This window comes from Pseudomonas sp. PvP100 (assembly GCF_017833055.1).
GTDB classification, from domain to species: Bacteria; Pseudomonadota; Gammaproteobacteria; order Pseudomonadales; family Pseudomonadaceae; genus Aquipseudomonas; species Aquipseudomonas syringae.
The window spans coordinates 4,447,861-4,466,441 of record NZ_JAFIBO010000001.1; the positions used below are offsets into that span (position 1 = coordinate 4,447,861).

Here is an 18,581-nt window from a genome sequence, read left to right on the forward strand (position 1 = left end):
TTCCTGTTAATACGGACCCTGCAAAACCCCATCATGGACCCTTCCCCTAGCTTTAACCTGTCTTCACTCTTCGCCGATTTCGGCATGATTCTGTTTGCTTTGTTCCTGGTCCTGCTCAACGGTTTTTTCGTTGCGGCAGAGTTCGCCATGGTCAAACTGCGCTCGACCAAGGTTGAAGCCATTGCCGACAAGAACGGCTGGCGCGGGCACATTCTGCGCAAGGTCCATGGCCAGCTGGATGCCTACCTTTCGGCCTGCCAGTTGGGTATCACCCTCGCCTCTCTGGGCCTGGGCTGGGTTGGTGAACCGGCCTTCGCGCACCTGCTGGAGCCATTGCTCGCAGCGGTGGGCGTAGACACTCCGGAATTGATCAAGGGCGTGTCGTTCTTTACCGCCTTCTTCATCATTTCCTATCTGCACATCGTGATCGGCGAGCTGGCCCCAAAATCCTGGGCGATCCGCAAGCCGGAGCTGCTGTCGCTGTGGACAGCGGCGCCGTTGTACTTCTTCTATTGGTTGATGTACCCGGCCATCTACCTGCTCAATGCCAGTGCCAACGCCATTCTGCGCATCGCCGGCCAGGGTGAGCCCGGCCCGCACCATGAACACAGCTACAGCCGCGACGAACTGAAACTGATCCTGCACTCCAGCCGTGGCCAGGACCCCAGCGATCAGGGCATGCGCGTGCTGGCGTCGGCGGTGGAAATGGGCGAGCTGGAAGTGGTCGACTGGGCCAACTCCCGCGAAGACATGGTGTCGCTGGACTTCAATGCGCCGCTCAAGGAAATCCTTGCCTTGTTCCGCCGTCACAAATTCAGCCGTTATCCGCTGTATGACGCTGAACGTGGCGAGTTCGTCGGCCTGCTGCACATCAAGGACCTGCTGCTGGAGCTGGCAGCGCTGGACCATATTCCGGAGTCGTTCAACCTCGCCGAGCTGACCCGCCCGCTGGAACGTGTTTCCCGGCACATGCCGCTGTCGCAGTTGCTCGAGCAGTTCCGCAAGGGTGGCGCGCACTTCGCCGTGGTGGAAGAAGCCGACGGCAAGATCGTGGGCTACCTGACCATGGAAGACGTGCTCGAAGTACTGGTGGGCGACATCCAGGACGAACACCGCAAGGTGGAACGCGGCATTCTTGCCTATCAGCCGGGCAAACTGCTGGTACGCGGTGATACGCCATTGTTCAAGATCGAGCGCCTGCTGGGCATCGACCTGGATCACATTGAAGCCGAGACACTGGCCGGTTTGATCTACGACACGCTCAAGCGTGTGCCGGAAGAAGAGGAACAACTGGAAGTCGAAGGCCTGCGCATCATCATCAAAAAGATGAAAGGCCCGAAAATCGTCCTGGCCAAGGTGCTGAAGCTGGACTGACCGATCAGCGCCGCCTTTTCAGGATCGGACGCAGGGCGTGGAGCTATGAATGGCTCCCCCTCAATTCCCGCCGACGGCGAAGTTGGGCAGGCTCTGCACGGGGGTGGCGAATTCGTAGGGGATCGAGATCAGTTCATTGCCCGAGTTGCGCTGCACGACGAAGTGCAGGTGCGGGCCGGTGCTGTTGCCGGTGTTGCCCGACCGCGCCAGTGCTGTTCCGACGCTGACCCGTTGACCTTCCCTGACACTCACTGAGCCGCGCATCAGGTGCAGGTAGACGCCCATCGTGCCGTCCTCGTGCAGAATGCGCACAAAGTTGCCTGACGCATTCGAGCCCCGCCCTGACTGGCTGTTTTCGATCTTCACCACCGTACCGCCGCGCGCGGCAATGATCGGCGTCCCCTCCGGCATGGCGATGTCCATTGCATAGCGCCCCTTGACGCCGTAATGGCTGTATCTGCCATTCGGTCCCTGAGTCAGGCGAAACGGCCCGCCAATCCACGGCAGCGGGTATTTATAGGCCTGCACCGAGCCCTTGGGATCACCCAGGGTTGAACTCAGCACCGAGGCGTAGTTCATCGGCTTGCTCCCCACCTTGGGGCTCAAGACCACCACGCGCTGGTTGCTGCGCGCAGGGATCGTGCGGCGCAGCGTCGCTGACGAGCCAGACACCCCCAGCACGTTGGTCACACTGGAGAGCTTGAGTTCAACTTCGACCGGGGCGTACAGATCGTTGCGCACGTACAGGCTGTGTACGCCCTTTTCACGCCTGACACTCAAATGCACCTGGCCGTCGATACGCTCGACCATGCGGTCGCGAAACACCATGACCGATGCGCCGGGCGTCGGCCGGTCCGAAAAGGACACCACGCCATCGGCATCGGTGAACTTATAAATCGTGACAGCCCCGGCCGACTGCACAGTCAACATCAGGGCAAACAGGATAAGCAGGCGTTCAAGCATCGGGGATGGGTCGGGTTCAAGGGCACTGGGTGCCAAGCCTAGCAGCCTTGCAGGCAGAAGAGGACGCAAGGGTATCAATCGGACATGAATGAAGCGTCAAGGAAGGCACGCCAGAGGCCCGGTACGCGGTGTCGAGTAACACCGCGCAAGGGCTGACCCGCGTGGGCATGCCATTCAGCTCGCAGGCAGGTATCAGGCGCCCGGGATGAAGTGCTTCTGCGCCGTGCCACGAGCAATCAGACGCGACAGGTAATCGAGCTTCTGCGCGTCGTGATCGACAAAGCGGAAGGTCACTTGCAGCCATTCGCTGTCCGGCTTCTGCTCAAAGGCGGCGACGGAGTGCAGATAGCCGTTCAGGCGTGCAACCTCGTTGTCCTCGCCCTGCTCAAGGTCCAGCACCGCGCTGTCGAGTACCTGTGGCAGGTTTTCGCTGACGCGAATCACCAGTGTGGCGTCTTTCAGGGTGAGGGCCTTGATCACGCATGACTGAGTGCCGTTGGGCAGGCGCAACTGGCCCTGGCCGCGACCGGTCGGCTGTGCCGATCTGACGGGTGCAGGGGCGGGCTTGGGGGCTGCGGCCGCGGCTGCAGCAGGCGCGGCACGAACCACTTCGGCCTTGCCACCGGTCAATGCACTCAGTGAGTCATTGAGCGGCGAGTTCATGCGTGCCGGGGCTGTGGACATGACGGCGTCGAGCTTGCCGACTTTTGCCAGCGCTTTCTTGACCTTGGTCAGCAGCTGTTCATTGGTGAACGGCTTGCCGACAAAATCGGTCACACCGGCCTGAATGGCCTGCACGACGTTCTCCTTGTCGCCACGGCTGGTCACCATGATGAACGGGACGGTTCTCAGGTAATTGTCTTGCTCACGGCACCATGTCAACAGCTCCAGGCCGGACATTTCGGGCATTTCCCAGTCGCACAGAATCAGGTCGAACGCCTCTTTGCCCAGCAACGTCTGAGCCTTGCGACCATTGACCGCGTCCTCGGTATGAATCCCGGGGAAATAATTGCGCAGCCCTTTCTTGACCAAGTCGCGAATGAAAGTCGCGTCATCCACCACCAATACACTGACCTTACTCATCGACGCTCCTGCGGGCGTGTTCACCTGGAGGCGAACTGCGGTATGCCAACACGCCCTTTGTTTCGGCAAGCATAGCGTTGACTGATAGCCAACTGCCATATTGATTGACTGCGCCGCGGCATTTAATCCGCAGGCGACGGGAAATACTGATCTGCGCAACGAAAAACGCCCAGCGCGTGCTGGGCGTTTTTCTCGCAGGCAATCTTACTTATCGTCAGCGTTGCCCGGAACATTAGCGGTTTCGCTCGATATACCCTGCACTTCTTCCTTCATGCGCTTGAGACCCATGTGCCGCACGTCGGTCCCGCGCACCAGGTAGATCACCAGCTCGGAAATGTTGCGTGCATGGTCGCCGATTCGCTCCAGAGAGCGCAGCACCCAGATGACGTCCAGGACCCGGGAGATCGAGCGTGGATCTTCCATCATGTAGGTCGCCAGCTCGCGCAGGGCCGTCTTGTACTCGCGGTCGATGGTCTTGTCGTACTGCGCAACCGACAGGGCCAGCTCGGCGTCGAAACGGGCGAACGAGTCCAGCGCATCACGCACCATGTTGCGCACCTGATCGCCGATGTGACGCACTTCGACGTAACCGCGTGGTGCCTCGCCCTCTTCGCAGAGCTTGATGGCACGGCGCGCGATCTTGGTCGCTTCATCACCAATGCGCTCCAGGTCGATCACCGACTTGGAAATGCTGATGATCAGGCGCAGGTCGGACGCTGCAGGCTGGCGACGCGCCAGAATGCGCAGGCACTCTTCGTCAATGCTGCGCTCCATTTGATTGATCCGGTCGTCGACTTCGCGAACACGTTGGGCAAGGCCAGAGTCGGCCTCGATCAGCGCCGTGACCGAATCGTTCACCTGCTTCTCGACCAGGCCACCCATTTCGAGCAAATGGCTGCGAACGTCTTCGAGTTCAGCGTTGAACTGTTGGGAAATGTGATGCGTATGGCTGTCTTTGTGGATCATGCTGGGTGTCCTTGGAACGTCCGGTTAATTGCGAAAACGCAGCGGTGGTTCAGGGCTGACGAAGCACGTACTACCCGTAACGACCGGTGATGTAGTCTTCTGTCTGTTTTTTTGCCGGGTTGGTGAACAAGGTATCCGTATCACCGAACTCGACAAGTTTGCCCATGTACATAAACGCGGTGTAATCCGACACCCGAGCCGCCTGCTGCATGTTGTGGGTAACGATCACAATGGTGTATTTCGATTTCAGTTCGTAGATCAGTTCTTCGACTTTAAGGGTCGAAATCGGATCGAGTGCCGAACAGGGTTCGTCGAGCAGCAGGACTTCCGGCTCCACGGCGATCGTTCGGGCAATGACCAGACGCTGCTGCTGCCCCCCGGATAAACCCAATGCCGACTCATGCAGTCGATCCTTGACTTCATCCCAAAGCGCAGCGGCTTTCAGCGCCCACTCGACAGCTTCATCGAGCACGCGCTTCTTGTTGATCCCCTGAATGCGCAGCCCGTAGACCACGTTTTCATAAATCGTCTTGGGGAACGGATTGGGCTTCTGAAACACCATGCCTACGCGGCGACGCAACTCGGCGACTTCCTCGCCCTTGGTGTAGATGTTGTGCCCGTACAGGTTAATCGCGCCCTCGACCCGGCAACCATCGACCAGGTCGTTCATGCGGTTGAAGCAGCGCAACAACGTCGATTTGCCACACCCGGACGGACCGATGAACGAGGTCACCTTCTGCTTCGGGATATTCAGGGCGATATCAAACAGCGCCTGCTTGTCGCCATAGAACAGATTCAGGCCCGGCACTTCGATGGCCACGCTTTCGTCGGCCAGATCCAGGCTGTGCTTGTGACGCCTCAGGGCCGACATGTTCATGCCACTCGTCGGGCTTTCATGCTGCATGGATTGCTCCTGTGCGAACGGTTCGCGTCAGCGAACGGCCGCGTTTGCCAAAGGGCGAATTCGGGATCAATTGTCGAGCGCCTTGTACTTTTCCCGCAAATGATTACGGATGCTCACCGCTGACAGATTGAGCAAGGCGATGACCAGTACCAGCAGCAGCGCGGTGGCATACACCAGCGGGCGTGCGGCCTCGACGTTGGGGCTCTGGAAGCCGACGTCGTAAATGTGGAAGCCAAGGTGCATGATCTTTTGATCGAGGTGCAGATAAGGATAGTTGCCGTCCAGCGGCAGCGACGGCGCCAGCTTGACGACGCCCACCAGCATCAAAGGCGCAACCTCGCCGGCGGCACGCGCCACCGCGAGGATCAGCCCGGTCATCATCGCCGGGCTGGCCATCGGCAGTACGATTTTCCACAGCGTCTCGGCCTTGGTTGCACCCAGTGCCAGCGAACCTTCACGCAGGGTCAGCGGAATGCGCGCCAGCCCTTCTTCCGTCGCCACGATCACCACCGGCACGGCGAGCAGTGCCAGGGTCAGCGAAGCCCATAGCAGGCCCGGCGTACCGAACGTCGGGGCAGGCAGCGCTTCAGGAAAGAACAGCCGATCCACCGAGCCGCCAAGTACATAGACGAAGAACCCCAGACCGAACACACCGTAGACAATCGCAGGCACACCGGCGAGGTTGTTCACCGCGATGCGAATCAACCGGGTAACCGGACCCTGGCGCGCGTACTCACGCAGGTAGACCGCCGCCAGCACGCCAAACGGCGTGACAATCACGGCCATGATCAGGGTCATCATCACCGTGCCGAAGATCGCCGGGAAGATACCGCCTTCGGTGTTGGCTTCGCGTGGGTCGGCGCTGAGAAACTCCCACAGCTTCTCGAAGTAGAAGCCAAGCTTGGTCACCGTGCCCATCGCATTGGGCTGATAGGCACGCACCACTTTGCCCAGGCTGAGTTCGATCTCTTTGCCGTTGCCATCACGCGCGGTCAGGCTGTCGCGATCAAAGGCCTGGTGCAGCCCGTCAAGACGCGCCTCGATAACCTTGTAACGCGCATCCAGCTCGGCCCGCTCGGCAGCCATGTCCGCTTGCGCGGCGGCATCCAGCCGGCCATTGAGTTCCAGCTTGCGGGCCTGTAAACGCAAGCGCTCGATAGCGTGATTGATGGCACCAATGTCTTTCTTTTCCAGGGTATAGAGTTCGTCAGCCAGCTTTTCGACGCGCTTGATGCGCTCTTGCAGGACCGGCCAGGCCGCGTCGCCTTCGGCCACGACACGCCCGCCTTCCTTGACATTGACCAGATAGCCGTAGAAATTGCCCCACTCGCGACGCTCCAGCGTCATCAGGTCTGCAGGCAGGCTCTGCCCGGTCAGCCATTCGCCTACCACCCAGTTGAAGTCACTGGGGTTGAGATCGCGATTGCCGACCTTGAACAGCTCGCGGGTCATGAACTCCGGCCCTTGATCAGGCACCGGCAGGCCCGCGCTTTTCAGGCGCGCACGAGGTACTTGCTCCTGCTCGACCCGCTCACCGACCAGAACGCTCGACTCCTGATTGGGGACTGCATACTGTGCGCTCACCAGATCGGCGGGCCAGAAATGCCCAAGGCCACGCACGGCGATCACCGCCAACAGGCCGATGGTCATGATCACAGCGATGGATACGGCGCCCGCACTCATCCAGACGCCGGGGGCGCCACTTTTGAACCAGTTCCTGAGGGAGTTCCGCTTCACCAACGCCTACCTTCCTTACAGCGACGAGTATTGCTTGCGCAGACGCTGACGAATCAGCTCTGCGAGGGTGTTCATCACGAAGGTGAACATCAACAGCACCAACGCCGCCAGAAACAGCACCCGATAATGGCTGCCGCCCACTTCCGACTCCGGCATCTCCACCGCGACGTTGGCCGCCAGCGTGCGCATGCCTTCAAACAGGTTCATGTCCATGATCGGCGTATTGCCGGTCGCCATCAGCACAATCATGGTTTCCCCCACGGCCCGGCCCATGCCGATCATCAAAGCGGAAAAGATGCCCGGGCTGGCGGTCAGGATCACCACCCGCGTCAGGGTCTGCCACGGCGTCGCGCCCAGTGCCAGCGAACCCAGCGTGAGGCTGCGCGGCACGCTGAACACGGCGTCTTCGGCAATCGAATAAATGTTGGGGATCACCGCGAACCCCATGGCGATGCCGACCACCAATGCGTTGCGCTGATCGTAGGTGATACCCAGGTGGTCGCGAATCCAGGTGCTCATGTCCCCGGCGAAGAACCAGCTCTCCAGGTGCGGGCTCATACTCAGCGAGAACCAGCCCACCAACAGCACGACCGGAATCAGAATCGCGCCTTCCCAGCCATCGGGAATACGCAAGCGAAGCGAATCAGGCAGGCGGGTCCAGAAAAAGCCTGCCAGCAAAATGCCGATCGGCGTGAGCAGCAACAGGCTGAAGATGCCGGGCAGATGCCCTTCCAGATACGGAGCCAGAAACAGTCCGGCAAAAAAGCCGAGAATCACCGTCGGCATCGCTTCCATCAACTCGATCACCGGCTTGACCTTGCGGCGCATGCCAGGGGCCATGAAGTAGGCGGTATAGATCGCGGCAGCCACGGCCAGCGGCGCGGCCAACAGCATGGCGTAGAACGCCGCTTTCAGTGTGCCGTAGGTCAACGGTGCCAGGCTCAGCTTGGGCTCGAAATCGGAGTTGGACGCCGTGGACTGCCAGATGTACTTGGGCTCGTCGTAACTCTCGTACCAGACCTTGCCCCACAGCGAACTCCAGGAGACTTCCGGGTGCGGGTTATCCAGCGTCAGCGGCAGCAGTTTGCCAGCGCTTTCAATCAGAATCCTGTTGGCGCGTGGCGATAACGCCAGAATGCCGGGCCCCTCGGCGACCTTGTCGATCAGCAGAGTGCGGTGCGCTGTGCTGTGGAATACGCCCAACTTGCCGGAAGCATCCAGAGCGATGAAGCCCTTGCGGCGCTGCTCGGCCTTGATCTGCATGACAGGTGCGCTGCCCAGGCTGAAATCGCGGATGCGCATCAGGCGCTGCTCGCCGTCAGTGTCCCGGGCCATGAACCACTGGGACATACTGCCCTTGGAGTTGCCGATGATCAGCGAGATGCCGCCAACCAGTTGAGCGCTCGCCGTGATCTCGGCGTTGCCGTCTTCCAGCAATTTATAGCGGCCGTTGAGGCTACGATCGCGCAGGCTGAACACATCCGCCTGCGCGCGCCCGTTGATGACATACAACCATTGCTGGCGCGGGTCGATGTAGATCGCCTTGACCGCAGCGGACATCTGCGGCAACTCGACACGCGTCTGCTCGCGGGTCATCTCGCCGGTCATCATGTTTTCTTTCTGTTCGAGCGAGATGACGTGCAACTGAGTGCCGGTCGCCCCTGCCAGCTTCAGGCTGTCGCCATCGGAGCTGACAGTGACATGCTCGACCGCACGCCCGGCCTGATCTAGCACCAAGGGTGCCTCGCCGTAGGGCCAGGCCACGCTCGGGGTGATGGTTTTTTGATCGTTAGGGTAGGTCGTCAAGTACGAGTGCCTGAACACCAGCACCTGACCGTTGGACAAGCCCAGGGCTATCAATGGCGCACCGGGCTGATCCTTGCCGATGGACGCGACGGAAACGCCAGCGGGGAGCGGCAAGGCAATGCGCTGCAGCTCTGCGCCGTCATCGATGTTGAAAAAGACCACTTCGCCCTTGTCGGAGATGCGCATGCCGATCTGGTTCTGCTCTTCGATGGTGATCATCATTGGCGCACCGGCGTCCGGCAGCCAGGCGGCATTCAACGCAGGGTTGGCGGTCAGGCTGGCACCTTTGAAAAGCGGCGCAACCACATAAGCAAGGTAGAAGAAGATCAGCGTAATGGCCGCCAGCACGGCAAGGCCACCAATGGCGACGTACCAGTGAGTGAGCCGGTCCTTCAGCGCGCGGACACGACGCTTTCGCACCATCGCGGGCGTATTGAAATCAATACGCGCTGGAGGCGAGCTCTGGTCCATCGTCGATTTGAACAGCTCATTCATGCGCACACACCGTAGACGCCTTGTATGACAGAAACATTACAGCAAGGTGACGCAAGAAAGCCCACCGCCTGCGAAACCGGCGGCGGACTGTTCAATTTGTGTGCAGGCCAGTCCATTGAGCCTCGCTCGCAACGCGTGCGTGACTATTTTAACGCCACGCCGCTCGCGCCCTGCAGGCCAAGATCGGCCAGCGTCTTCTCCACGACACGGGCAGGGAGTGGGATGTACCCATCCTTCATCACCACTTCCTGGCCCTGTCTCGACAGCACCAGTTTCACAAATTCGGCTTCCAGCGGCGCCAGGGGCTGGTTCGGCGCCTTGTTCACGTACACATAAAGGAAGCGCGACAGTGGATAACTGCCGTTCAGGGTATTGGCTTCGCTGTCTTCGACAAACTCGCCCCCTTCCTTCTTCGCCAGCGGGACCGTCCTGACGTTGGATGTCTTGTAACCGATGCCCGAGTAACCGATGCCGTTAAGCGAATTGCTGATCGCGCTGACCACCGAAGCGGAGCCGGGCTGCTCGTTGACGTTGGCCTTGAAGTCGCCTTTGCACAGGGCTTCTTCCTTGAAGTAACCGTAAGTGCCCGACACCGAGTTACGACCAAACAACTGGATCGGTTTGCCTGCCAGATCGCCGGTCACACCGACATCACCCCAGGTTTTCGCATCTGCCTTGGCACCGCACAGGCGGGTCGCGGAAAAGATCGCGTCCACTTGCTGCAGGGTCAGGCCCTTGATCGGGTTGTCCTTGTGCACGAAAACCGCCAGGGCATCCACCGCGACCGGGATGGCGGTCGGCTTGTAGCCATGCTTCTGCTCGAAAGCCGACAGCTCGCCGTCTTTCATCTTGCGGCTCATCGGGCCCAGATTGGCCGTGCCCTCGGTCAGCGCGGGTGGCGCTGTAGAGGAACCCGCGGCTTGAATCTGGATGTTCACGCTCGGGTATTCTTTCTTGTAGGCCTCGGCCCACAGGGTCATCAGATTTGCCAGGGTATCGGAGCCGACACTGGAGAGATTGCCTGACACACCGGAGGTCTTGGTATAGGCCTGGATGGCAGGGTCGACCGCAGCCAGCGTATTGGCTGCCGTCACTCCGGCGGCAACCAAGGTCAGTGCAGTCATCAAACGCTTGAGTGTCATCCTTGCGCTCCTGGCAGGGTGTGTAGGTGTCCACGAGCCTTTTTCGGCCAGTCTTGTGACTACTCTATGAATTGATTATGACAATAAGATGAAAAGGCTATCGACCTGTGCAGGTAGATAGCCTTTGGCTGTAGCGGTGCCCGAGCGATTCAACAGCGGATGATGATCAGCGCTTTCGGCTCAGCAGAAACACGCCGATGGCCATGCCCAGGCCGCAGAGGATCGCGACGTACCACGCCGGCCCTATCGGACTGCTCTTGAGCATGAAGGTCACAACCATCGGCGTCAGGCCACCGAAAATCGCGTACGCCAGGTTGTAGGAGAACGACAGCCCCGAGAAGCGCACCACAGGCGGGAATGCCTTGACCATGACGTAAGGAACCGCGCCGATCGTACCGACGAACAGGCCCGTCACCGCATACAGCGGGAACAGCACATCCGGATGGCTGCCGAGGATGTGATAGAACGTCCACGAACTGATCAGCAAACCTGCGCTGCCCAGCAGGAACACCCAGCCTGCGCCGAAACGATCCGCCAGTGCGCCCGCAGCGATACAGCCCACGCTCAGGAAGACAATGGCCAGGCTATTGGCTTTCAGCGCCGTGGCAGCCGGAAAGCCATAAATGGTTTGCAGGATGGTCGGCGTCATCAGGATCACGACGATGATGCCGGCAGACAGCAACCAGGTCATCAGCATCGACAGCGCAACGGCGCCACGATGATCGCGCAGTACCGCCTTGAGCGGCACCTCCTCGGCCAGTGCCTTGCGCAGTTGCAGCTCGGCAAACACCGGCGTTTCATGCAGCAGGCGGCGCAGATACACCGACATCAGGCCGAACACGCCACCCAGCAGGAAAGGGATACGCCATGCGTAATCCGATACCTCGACCGGGGTATAGATGCTATTGATCGCCGTAGCGACCAGCGAGCCCAGCAGGATACCCGCTGTCAGGCCGGCGGTCAGGGTGCCGCAGGCATACCCGACACGACGTGCAGGCACATGCTCGGACACGAACACCCAGGCGCCCGGCACTTCACCGCCAATGGCGGCCCCTTGAATAACGCGCATCAACAGCAGCAGAATCGGCGCCCACATGCCGATCTGCGCGTAGGTCGGCAGCAGACCCATGATCAGCGTCGGCACCGCCATCATGAAAATGCTCAGCGTGAACATTTTCTTGCGCCCCAGCAGATCGCCAAAGTGCGCCATGATAATGCCGCCCAGAGGCCTCGCCAGATAACCGGCGGCGAAAATGCCGAACGTCTGCATCATGCGCAGCCAGTCGGGCATGTCCACCGGGAAAAACAGTTTGCCCACCACCGCCGCGAAAAACACGAAAATGATGAAGTCGTAGAACTCCAGCGCACCACCCAAGGCCGACAGCGAAAGGGTTTTGTAATCGCTGCGAGTCAGAGGCCGCGCAGGCTGCGTGGAACTTGGAGGAACAGATGACATGACAAGGCTTCTCTTTGCTTGTTCTTTGAAAAGGGGCGAGCGACAGCAACGCTGGCTGCTGCGGGGTGCCGTGCAGAAGCGATTGTCGGGAGCAACGGCGCAGATAGGCACCAAAATTGCGTGTACAGGCAGTCTTGTCACCTGTAGAGGTCCAGCAAGATAGCAAATTGCTACAAAAAACACATGGCAGAACTGCCACTGACACAAAATGAAGACCCACGGTCGTTCTATGACGCAACGCCCGATATACTCGCAAGTCGTCAACAGCCTTGGGAAGCTGTGCGAAAACGTCTGAATCAGCGGGTTTCGCAGAGTTTCCCTTTGGGCCACACCGGCGCTGAACACATAATGTTCATGCTCATGGTTTTGAATGGCACCTGTTAACCGCGACATACAATAATGAGAGTCATGGGTCAGAGGCACCCTAGGCATGATCGAGCTCGAACAAGAAGATCCAACCCCGCAAGGCGACCTTGCACTGCAAATCACCGCTCTTCCCCGCGAAACCAACGGCTTTGGCGACATCTTTGGCGGCTGGCTGGTGTCCCAGATGGACCTGGCAGGCACGGCGATGGCCAGCAAAGTCGCGGGTGGCCGTGTGGCGACCGTCGCCATCGATCGCATGGCGTTTCTGGTCCCGGTAGCGGTCGGCGAACAGCTTTCCTTCTATACCCGCACCCTGGAAGTCGGACGCACCTCGATCAAGATGATGGTCGAAGTGTGGAGCGACGACCCGCTCACCAGCGAATGGCGCAAGGTCACGGAGGCTGCGTTCGTGTTCGTCGCCATAGATGCCAGCGGCCGGACGCGCTCGGTTCCCGCGCGACGGTAATTTGTCGCTCGGTCACAGGTTGGCTGCCCGGTTAAACTCGCCCTGCATGAAGCGGTCTATTTTCGTCACGGTCATTGAGTGAGAACTTTGCATGCCAACATCCCCGGTTGAACCCACCGTTGAATCCATCCTTTACGATGAGCTGAACTGCTGGCGTATTTGCCACGGCGAAGCTGAGCTGCTGGTTGCGCAACAAGGCGCACACATCCTCAGCTATCAAGTAGCCGGGCAGCCGCCGCTGGTGTGGCTGAACGAAGAGGCCGTTTTTAAACGCGGCAAACCCATTCGTGCAGGCATGCCGATCTGCTGGCCGTGGTTCGGCAATCTGGAGCGCAACCCGCAAAGCGTGCAGGCGATGCGCGACAGCAGCGAGCCTGCCAAGGCGCATGGCGAGGTGCGAGCGCTGGACTGGCAGTTGTTGGGTATTGGCGCAGATGGCGACGCACTGCTGGTGGAATTCGTGCTTCCCGAGGCCGAAGGCCACTTGCCGGGCTGGCCGCACAACGTCGCCCTGAAACTGAGCATTCGTCTGGACCACGCACTGAATGTCAGTCTGGTCAGCTACAACTGCGGCACTGACACTGTGGTGATCAGCCAGGCGCTGCACACCTATTTCGCCGTCAGCGATGTACGTCAGGTCAGCGTCGAAGGGCTCGACGGCCTGCGTTACATCGAAACCCTGGCAAACTGGGAAGAACGCGAGCAGAGCGGCGACCTGACCTTCACAGGCGAAACCGACCGCATCTACAAGGACACGCCAGGCGTGCTCAGCATCGTCGATCCGGAGTGGCAGCGACGCATCCACATCCGCAGCACGGGCTCTAACTCAGCCATTCTGTGGAACCCGTGGATCGAAAAGACCGCCAGGTTCACCGACATGGCAGCAGACGGCTGGCAGCGCATGGTCTGCGTCGAAACCGCCAACGTGCTGGACGACGTGGTCACGCTGGCTCCGGACCAGATGCATGTTCTGGGTGTGAGTATCTGGAGCGAGGCGCTCTGATCAGCAATTGATCGAGCCCATCAAAGGTCCGACTCAACCACCACACGGACCTTTGACGCATCCATCGCATACGCCGCATCGGCCAGGTCGTTACTGACCTTCTCGATTTTCAGGGTGCCTTCTACCCACAGTGGTGTGTAGATATCATCCAGTTTCAGCCCCTTGGGGTAACGCACCAGCACCAACTGGTTGGGCGGCGGTGGCGGCACGTGGATGCAGGCGCCTGGATAAGGCACGATGAAGAACAGCGTGCTGCGACCCTTGGCGTCGGTTTCGAGAGGCACAGGGTAGCCGCCGAGACGAATCGTCTTGCCGTTCATTGCCGGGACGGTTTTGGTCGAATACATGACTGCAGGCAGACCCTTGCTCTGCTTCAGCCCACCCTTGCTGTCGAACGTGCCCATGGCTTCCGGAGAATTGTGGTCAATCTCGGGCATGGCTTCGAGGGCTTTTTGATCGGACTTGGGCATCAGCTCAAGCCAGTCGGTTTCCGGCAACTGGGCGTGTGCGGGACCGGAGAGCGCGGATAACAGCAGAAGAGTCATCAACAGGAAGCGACGCATGATAAAGCTCGGCAAAGGGGTGGACAGTTGCCGAGCATTCTAGCCCTCTGCGCACTGTAAAACAGAGGGCTGACGCATAAGCGTTATTTCTTTTTGATCATGCCGTAGATAACCAGCAGGATGATTGCACCTACCAGCGCGCCGAGGAAACCTGCACCCTCGCCTGCCTGATAGATACCCAGCGCCTGACCACCATAAGTGGCTGCGAGCGAACCGGCGATACCCAGCACGATGGTCATGATCCAGCCCATGCTGTCGTCGCCCGGCTTCAGAAAGCGAGCCAACAGACCAACGATCAGGCCGATAAAGATGGTTCCAATGATACCCATGCCATTTCCCTCTGTATTAAGTGAATATGCCCGGGCTAATAGCAGCCCCGACCTACTGCTATCTGAGAACAGCGACAGGGAATGGTTCCGGCGAAGTGGCCAGTTTGCTTCGGGGTGGAAAATTCTTCATGAATGACGGGGCTGAACCTACCTGAACTGAGGCCAGGCGTCTCGAACAGTGCTTCAACGCGAAGCATAGGCACGACAGTTAGAAGCGCTCGTTCCGCACGCTCTGCGTGGGCATGCAGTTCTCGACGCTCCGCGTCGCAAAAGGACGCGGAGTGTCCTGAAACTGCGTGCCAACGCGGAGCATCAGCACGCTAGCCGTGAGCCTGATCAGCCCTTGATCAGCGCCTCTACCAGCTTCACCTGACGATCCAGCGTGGCACGGTCAGAGCTGCGGACCGTGGCGTGTCCGACCTTGCGGCCAGCCTTGAACGCCTTGCCGTAATGATGCAGGTGGCAGTCTTCGACGGCGACGACCTTGTCCACTGCCGGCACTTCGCCAATGAAGTTGAGCATGGCGCTTTCGCCGACCTTGGCTGTGGAGCCCAGCGGCAGACCGGCAACCGCCCGCAGGTGGTTTTCGAACTGGCTGCACTCGGCGCCTTCGGTGGTCCAGTGACCGGAGTTGTGGACGCGCGGCGCGATCTCGTTGGCCTTCAGGCCACCGTCGACCTCAAAGAATTCGAATGCCAGCACGCCCACGTAATCCAGCTGCTTCAGGACGCGGCCGGCGTAGTCTTCGGCCAACGCCTGCAAAGGATGATCAGTGCTGGCGATGGACAGACGCAGGATGCCGCTGTCATGCGTGTTGTGCACCAGTGGGTAGAACCGGGTCTCGCCATCACGCGCACGCACGGCAATCAACGACACTTCACCGGTGAACGGCACGAAGCCCTCCAGCAGGCAGGGCACGCTGCCCAGCTCGGCGAATGTGTCGACTACATCGGCCGCCGAACGCAGGACCTTCTGGCCCTTGCCGTCATAACCCAGGGTTCGGGTCTTGAGCACGGCAGGCAGACCGATGCTGGCTACTGCAGCATCCAGGTCGGCCTGCGACTGGATATCGGCGAATGCCGGCGTCGGGATACCCAGGTCCTTGAACATGCTCTTTTCGAACCAGCGATCACGCGCGATGCGCAACGCTTCGGCGCTCGGATAGACCGGTACGAACTGTGCCAGAAACGCCACGGTCTCGGCCGGAACGCTTTCAAACTCGAAGGTCACCAGATCGACTTCATCCGCCAACTGACGCAGATGATCCAGATCGCCGTAATCGGCACGCAGATGCTCACCAAGTGCCGCAGCACAGGCGTCCGGCGCGGGATCGAGAAAGGCGAAGTTCATGCCCAGCGGCGTACCTGCCAATGCCAACATGCGGCCCAGCTGGCCGCCACCGATTACACCGATCTTCATGGAAAAACCTCAGGCGTGGCGTGGGTCTGGATTGTCCAGGACGCTGTCTGTCTGTTCAGTGCGAAATTTCTTCAGCGCTGCGTGGAATTGCGGGTGCTTTGCGCCGAGGATGCTTGCTGAAAGCAGCGCTGCGTTGATTGCACCCGCCTTGCCGATGGCCAGGGTCGCGACCGGGATACCGGCCGGCATCTGCACGATCGACAACAGCGAGTCGACACCCGAGAGCATCGAAGACTGCACCGGAACGCCCAGCACAGGCAGGTGGGTCTTGGCAGCGCACATGCCCGGCAAGTGAGCGGCACCGCCAGCACCGGCGATGATCACTTCAATGCCACGGCCTTCCGCTTCGTCGGCGTACTGGAACAGCAGGTCCGGTGTGCGGTGAGCTGACACCACCTTGACTTCAAAAGGGATGCCGAGCTTTTCCAGCATATCGGCGGTGTGGCTAAGGGTGGACCAATCGGACTTGGAGCCCATGATCACGCCAACCAGTGCGCTCATCGTCGTGCCTCTCATCGGGCGCCCGCAGGCGCGTCTGAAAACAACAAGCCACGCAGGGGAACCGGCGTGGCTTGTTGTACGAATAATGACCGATTTAACCGGCCAAAGGCCGCGCAGTATACCGCAAAGCGCCAGGATGACAGCCCCCATACGCTCAACCGTCCAGGTTTTTATGGCGGGAGGCGGCACGGAAAAATCCGGCAGAGGATCGGCACTTGTACTGCACATCAATCAAACAAGGGCTACTGCGATAGAAGTCGATCCTGATTTCCTGTCAACGCCCGTTGCTATTAGATATCTGGCGTCGGGATAAGCACGCCTGGCCATAATCCACCTACTCAAGGAAGAGTACGATGCTCAAGAAATATACAAGCGGTCTGCTGCTGCTCTGCGCGTTGGCGCTCAGTCATACGGCGTGGGCCAACGATAACGCCTCCAGACAACCGTTGACCCTCTACCTGGTTCTGCACGACGACCTTTCGCATCACAACACCCTCGAATTACGCCAGGATTACTTCGCCTGGCTCATCAAGGATCTGGAAAGTTTCACGGATCGTTATGTGCGACTGGCGTTCATTCGCGACGTCCCGGGCCTTACGGATTTCGCTTATCAGAATGATGATGTGGACGAAACCTACTACGCCTGGAAAAACACGATGGATCGTTATGTCATCGACAACGACATGGAACGCAATGCGACCACCAAGTACCTGTTGCTGACTCAGAACAAGATCAACTCGAAGACTCTGGGGGCAAGTGAGGACAAGAGCTACACGGGCATAGCCTCACTGGAAACGTTCGCGATCCCCGCGCACGAACTGGGTCACATGCTCGGCGGCACTCATGAGGCCGCAGAGGTGCTCTATAAGGGTGGATGGTGGTGCCAGACGAACATCATCGAAAGCCACGAAAAAATACGCTCCAACTGCTATGTCTACAGCGACGCGAACAAGCAAATCATGGCTGAGCATCTGAACAGATTTCCCTGAGCAGGCCAGGGTCGCTCTCCGGCATCGCCAGGAGCGGCCCTTGTCACCGGGAATCTGGCGCCGCCGCACCTTCAAGCTTGCGCCACAACAGGCGCACGTTGGCCTTGCGCACCAATGCGCAGCGGTACAGGCGGATCTCCAGCGGCACATGCCACTGCGGCCCGCCACACACCACCAGTTCACCGCGCGCCAGTTCGGCGCGCACGCTCAGTTGTGGCACCCAGGCAATCCCCAATCCTTCCAGCGCCATGCTTTTCAGGCTGTCGGCCATGGCCGTCTCGTAGACCGTGGTGAAGCGCAGATTGCGTTGACGCAGCAAAAGGTTCACCGAGCGTCCGAGAAACGCCCCGGTGCTATAGGCAAGCAGCGGCACACTGCCCTCGCCTTCCATATCGAATAACGGCCGCCCCTCGGCATCAGCGGCACAGACCGGCAACATCTCGGTATGCCCCAGATGCAGCGAGGGAAAGATTTCGGCGTCCATCTGCAGCGCGGCATCGGGATCGTAGAACGCCAGCATCAGATCACAGCCACCTTCACGCAACGCATGCACCGCATCACCGACGTTGGTCGCCACCAGCCGGGTCGCAATGTTCAGCCCTTCGTTGCGCAACTGGGCGATCCAGCGCGGAAAGAAGCCCAGCGCCAGGGAGTGCGCCGCAGCCACCTGCATGACCTCGCCCTGCCCGCCTTCCAGATGATGCAGATGGCGCACGACTTCGCCCAACTGCTCGACCACCGTCCGGGCCGTGACCAGAAACAATTGTCCGGCAGCGGTCAGCTCGATGGGTGTACGCGAGCGATTGACCAGCGTCAGCCCCAGTGCCGACTCCAGACTGCGAATACGCCGGCTGAATGCCGGCTGGGTCACGAAGCGACGCTCGGCGGCCTGAGAAAAGCTGCGGGTAGCCGCCAGGGCGCTGAAATCCTCCAGCCATTTGCTTTCCAGATTCATCAGGTCCTCCCGGACAATGGATGACGGCTTCGACAGGCAATTGCGCATGCCCAGTGGCACCGAT

The 18,581-nt window shown here is 59.9% G+C and carries 17 protein-coding genes; 4 read left to right on the forward strand and 13 right to left on the reverse strand.

The window, feature by feature from the left end:
• Positions 1-33: 33 nt before the first annotated feature.
• Entirely contained in the window at positions 34-1,374 is a 1,341-nt protein-coding gene (locus JOE39_RS19120) for a hemolysin family protein (protein WP_003316097.1), read from the forward strand.
• A 60-nt stretch (positions 1,375-1,434) separates the two neighbouring features.
• Here JOE39_RS19120 and JOE39_RS19125 read toward each other — a convergent pair whose 3' ends face one another.
• The 8 genes from JOE39_RS19125 to JOE39_RS19160 form a co-directional block, all read right to left on the reverse strand.
• Complete coding sequence (locus tag JOE39_RS19125; RefSeq protein ID WP_003316096.1) at positions 1,435-2,337, reverse strand: M23 family metallopeptidase; 903 nt, start codon at positions 2,335-2,337, stop codon at positions 1,435-1,437.
• A 192-nt stretch (positions 2,338-2,529) separates the two neighbouring features.
• Entirely contained in the window at positions 2,530-3,420 is an 891-nt protein-coding gene (locus JOE39_RS19130; protein WP_003316095.1) for a response regulator, read from the reverse strand.
• A 204-nt stretch (positions 3,421-3,624) separates the two neighbouring features.
• Positions 3,625-4,386, reverse strand: coding sequence for a phosphate signaling complex protein PhoU (gene phoU / locus JOE39_RS19135; protein ID WP_003340338.1), 762 nt, complete (start codon positions 4,384-4,386; stop codon positions 3,625-3,627).
• Between the two features lie 70 nt (positions 4,387-4,456).
• Positions 4,457-5,290: a phosphate ABC transporter ATP-binding protein PstB gene (gene pstB, locus JOE39_RS19140; protein WP_003316092.1), complete on the reverse strand. Its 834-nt coding sequence runs from the start codon at positions 5,288-5,290 to the stop codon at positions 4,457-4,459.
• 66 nt (positions 5,291-5,356) lie between these two features.
• On the reverse strand, positions 5,357-6,973 hold the full coding sequence (pstA, locus tag JOE39_RS19145) for a phosphate ABC transporter permease PstA (protein ID WP_168380327.1): 1,617 nt from the start codon (positions 6,971-6,973) through the stop codon (positions 5,357-5,359).
• 69 nt (positions 6,974-7,042) lie between these two features.
• A complete protein-coding gene (locus tag JOE39_RS19150) occupies positions 7,043-9,328 on the reverse strand; it encodes an ABC transporter permease subunit (RefSeq protein ID WP_161421575.1) in 2,286 nt (761 codons plus the stop codon).
• Between the two features lie 143 nt (positions 9,329-9,471).
• Positions 9,472-10,470 carry a phosphate ABC transporter substrate-binding protein PstS gene (locus JOE39_RS19155; RefSeq protein WP_003316088.1) on the reverse strand — a complete coding sequence of 333 codons (999 nt, stop codon included), beginning with the start codon at positions 10,468-10,470 and terminating at the stop codon, positions 9,472-9,474.
• A gap of 166 nt (positions 10,471-10,636) precedes the next feature.
• Complete coding sequence (locus tag JOE39_RS19160) at positions 10,637-11,926, reverse strand: MFS transporter (protein ID WP_210078449.1); 1,290 nt, start codon at positions 11,924-11,926, stop codon at positions 10,637-10,639.
• Between the two features lie 430 nt (positions 11,927-12,356).
• Here JOE39_RS19160 and JOE39_RS19165 point away from each other — a divergent pair, with 430 nt between their 5' ends.
• Both JOE39_RS19165 and JOE39_RS19170 read left to right on the forward strand, forming a co-directional pair.
• Entirely contained in the window at positions 12,357-12,758 is a 402-nt protein-coding gene (locus JOE39_RS19165) for an acyl-CoA thioesterase (protein ID WP_003316086.1), read from the forward strand.
• Between the two features lie 91 nt (positions 12,759-12,849).
• Entirely contained in the window at positions 12,850-13,761 is a 912-nt protein-coding gene (locus tag JOE39_RS19170; protein ID WP_003316085.1) for a D-hexose-6-phosphate mutarotase, read from the forward strand.
• A 20-nt stretch (positions 13,762-13,781) separates the two neighbouring features.
• On the opposite strand, the gene JOE39_RS19175 is transcribed toward JOE39_RS19170, so the two are convergent.
• The 4 genes from JOE39_RS19175 to purE form a co-directional block, all read right to left on the reverse strand.
• The gene (locus JOE39_RS19175) at positions 13,782-14,324 is read right to left on the reverse strand and encodes a DUF3299 domain-containing protein (RefSeq protein WP_003316084.1); all 543 of its coding nucleotides are present in this window, start codon (positions 14,322-14,324) and stop codon (positions 13,782-13,784) included.
• 83 nt (positions 14,325-14,407) lie between these two features.
• Complete coding sequence (locus JOE39_RS19180) at positions 14,408-14,653, reverse strand: GlsB/YeaQ/YmgE family stress response membrane protein (RefSeq protein WP_002555896.1); 246 nt, start codon at positions 14,651-14,653, stop codon at positions 14,408-14,410.
• A 336-nt stretch (positions 14,654-14,989) separates the two neighbouring features.
• Entirely contained in the window at positions 14,990-16,072 is a 1,083-nt protein-coding gene (locus JOE39_RS19185; RefSeq protein WP_016569335.1) for a 5-(carboxyamino)imidazole ribonucleotide synthase, read from the reverse strand.
• Between the two features lie 9 nt (positions 16,073-16,081).
• On the reverse strand, positions 16,082-16,573 hold the full coding sequence (purE, locus tag JOE39_RS19190; RefSeq protein WP_003340324.1) for a 5-(carboxyamino)imidazole ribonucleotide mutase: 492 nt from the start codon (positions 16,571-16,573) through the stop codon (positions 16,082-16,084).
• 353 nt (positions 16,574-16,926) lie between these two features.
• On the opposite strand from purE, the gene JOE39_RS19195 reads away from it, so the two are divergent.
• Positions 16,927-17,562 carry a hypothetical protein gene (locus JOE39_RS19195; protein ID WP_004419251.1) on the forward strand — a complete coding sequence of 212 codons (636 nt, stop codon included), beginning with the start codon at positions 16,927-16,929 and terminating at the stop codon, positions 17,560-17,562.
• A gap of 43 nt (positions 17,563-17,605) precedes the next feature.
• On the opposite strand, the gene JOE39_RS19200 is transcribed toward JOE39_RS19195, so the two are convergent.
• A complete protein-coding gene (locus tag JOE39_RS19200) occupies positions 17,606-18,517 on the reverse strand; it encodes a LysR substrate-binding domain-containing protein (RefSeq protein WP_003316080.1) in 912 nt (303 codons plus the stop codon).
• Positions 18,518-18,581 lie beyond the last annotated feature (64 nt).

What these genes read in the sequence shown, in the direction of transcription:
- JOE39_RS19120 (WP_003316097.1), top strand. Translation starts at nt 34, where the DNA reads ATGGACCCTTCCCCTAGCTTTAACCTGTCTTCACTCTTCGCCGATTTC.
- JOE39_RS19125 (WP_003316096.1), bottom strand. Translation starts at nt 2,337, where the DNA reads ATGCTTGAACGCCTGCTTATCCTGTTTGCCCTGATGTTGACTGTGCAG.
- JOE39_RS19130 (WP_003316095.1), bottom strand. Translation starts at nt 3,420, where the DNA reads ATGAGTAAGGTCAGTGTATTGGTGGTGGATGACGCGACTTTCATTCGC.
- phoU (WP_003340338.1), bottom strand. Translation starts at nt 4,386, where the DNA reads ATGATCCACAAAGACAGCCATACGCATCACATTTCCCAACAGTTCAAC.
- pstB (WP_003316092.1), bottom strand. Translation starts at nt 5,290, where the DNA reads ATGCAGCATGAAAGCCCGACGAGTGGCATGAACATGTCGGCCCTGAGG.
- pstA (WP_168380327.1), bottom strand. Translation starts at nt 6,973, where the DNA reads ATGAGTGCGGGCGCCGTATCCATCGCTGTGATCATGACCATCGGCCTG.
- JOE39_RS19150 (WP_161421575.1), bottom strand. Translation starts at nt 9,328, where the DNA reads ATGAATGAGCTGTTCAAATCGACGATGGACCAGAGCTCGCCTCCAGCG.
- JOE39_RS19155 (WP_003316088.1), bottom strand. Translation starts at nt 10,470, where the DNA reads ATGACACTCAAGCGTTTGATGACTGCACTGACCTTGGTTGCCGCCGGA.
- JOE39_RS19160 (WP_210078449.1), bottom strand. Translation starts at nt 11,926, where the DNA reads ATGTCATCTGTTCCTCCAAGTTCCACGCAGCCTGCGCGGCCTCTGACT.
- JOE39_RS19165 (WP_003316086.1), top strand. Translation starts at nt 12,357, where the DNA reads ATGATCGAGCTCGAACAAGAAGATCCAACCCCGCAAGGCGACCTTGCA.
- JOE39_RS19170 (WP_003316085.1), top strand. Translation starts at nt 12,850, where the DNA reads ATGCCAACATCCCCGGTTGAACCCACCGTTGAATCCATCCTTTACGAT.
- JOE39_RS19175 (WP_003316084.1), bottom strand. Translation starts at nt 14,324, where the DNA reads ATGCGTCGCTTCCTGTTGATGACTCTTCTGCTGTTATCCGCGCTCTCC.
- JOE39_RS19180 (WP_002555896.1), bottom strand. Translation starts at nt 14,653, where the DNA reads ATGGGTATCATTGGAACCATCTTTATCGGCCTGATCGTTGGTCTGTTG.
- JOE39_RS19185 (WP_016569335.1), bottom strand. Translation starts at nt 16,072, where the DNA reads ATGAAGATCGGTGTAATCGGTGGCGGCCAGCTGGGCCGCATGTTGGCA.
- purE (WP_003340324.1), bottom strand. Translation starts at nt 16,573, where the DNA reads ATGAGCGCACTGGTTGGCGTGATCATGGGCTCCAAGTCCGATTGGTCC.
- JOE39_RS19195 (WP_004419251.1), top strand. Translation starts at nt 16,927, where the DNA reads ATGCTCAAGAAATATACAAGCGGTCTGCTGCTGCTCTGCGCGTTGGCG.
- JOE39_RS19200 (WP_003316080.1), bottom strand. Translation starts at nt 18,517, where the DNA reads ATGAATCTGGAAAGCAAATGGCTGGAGGATTTCAGCGCCCTGGCGGCT.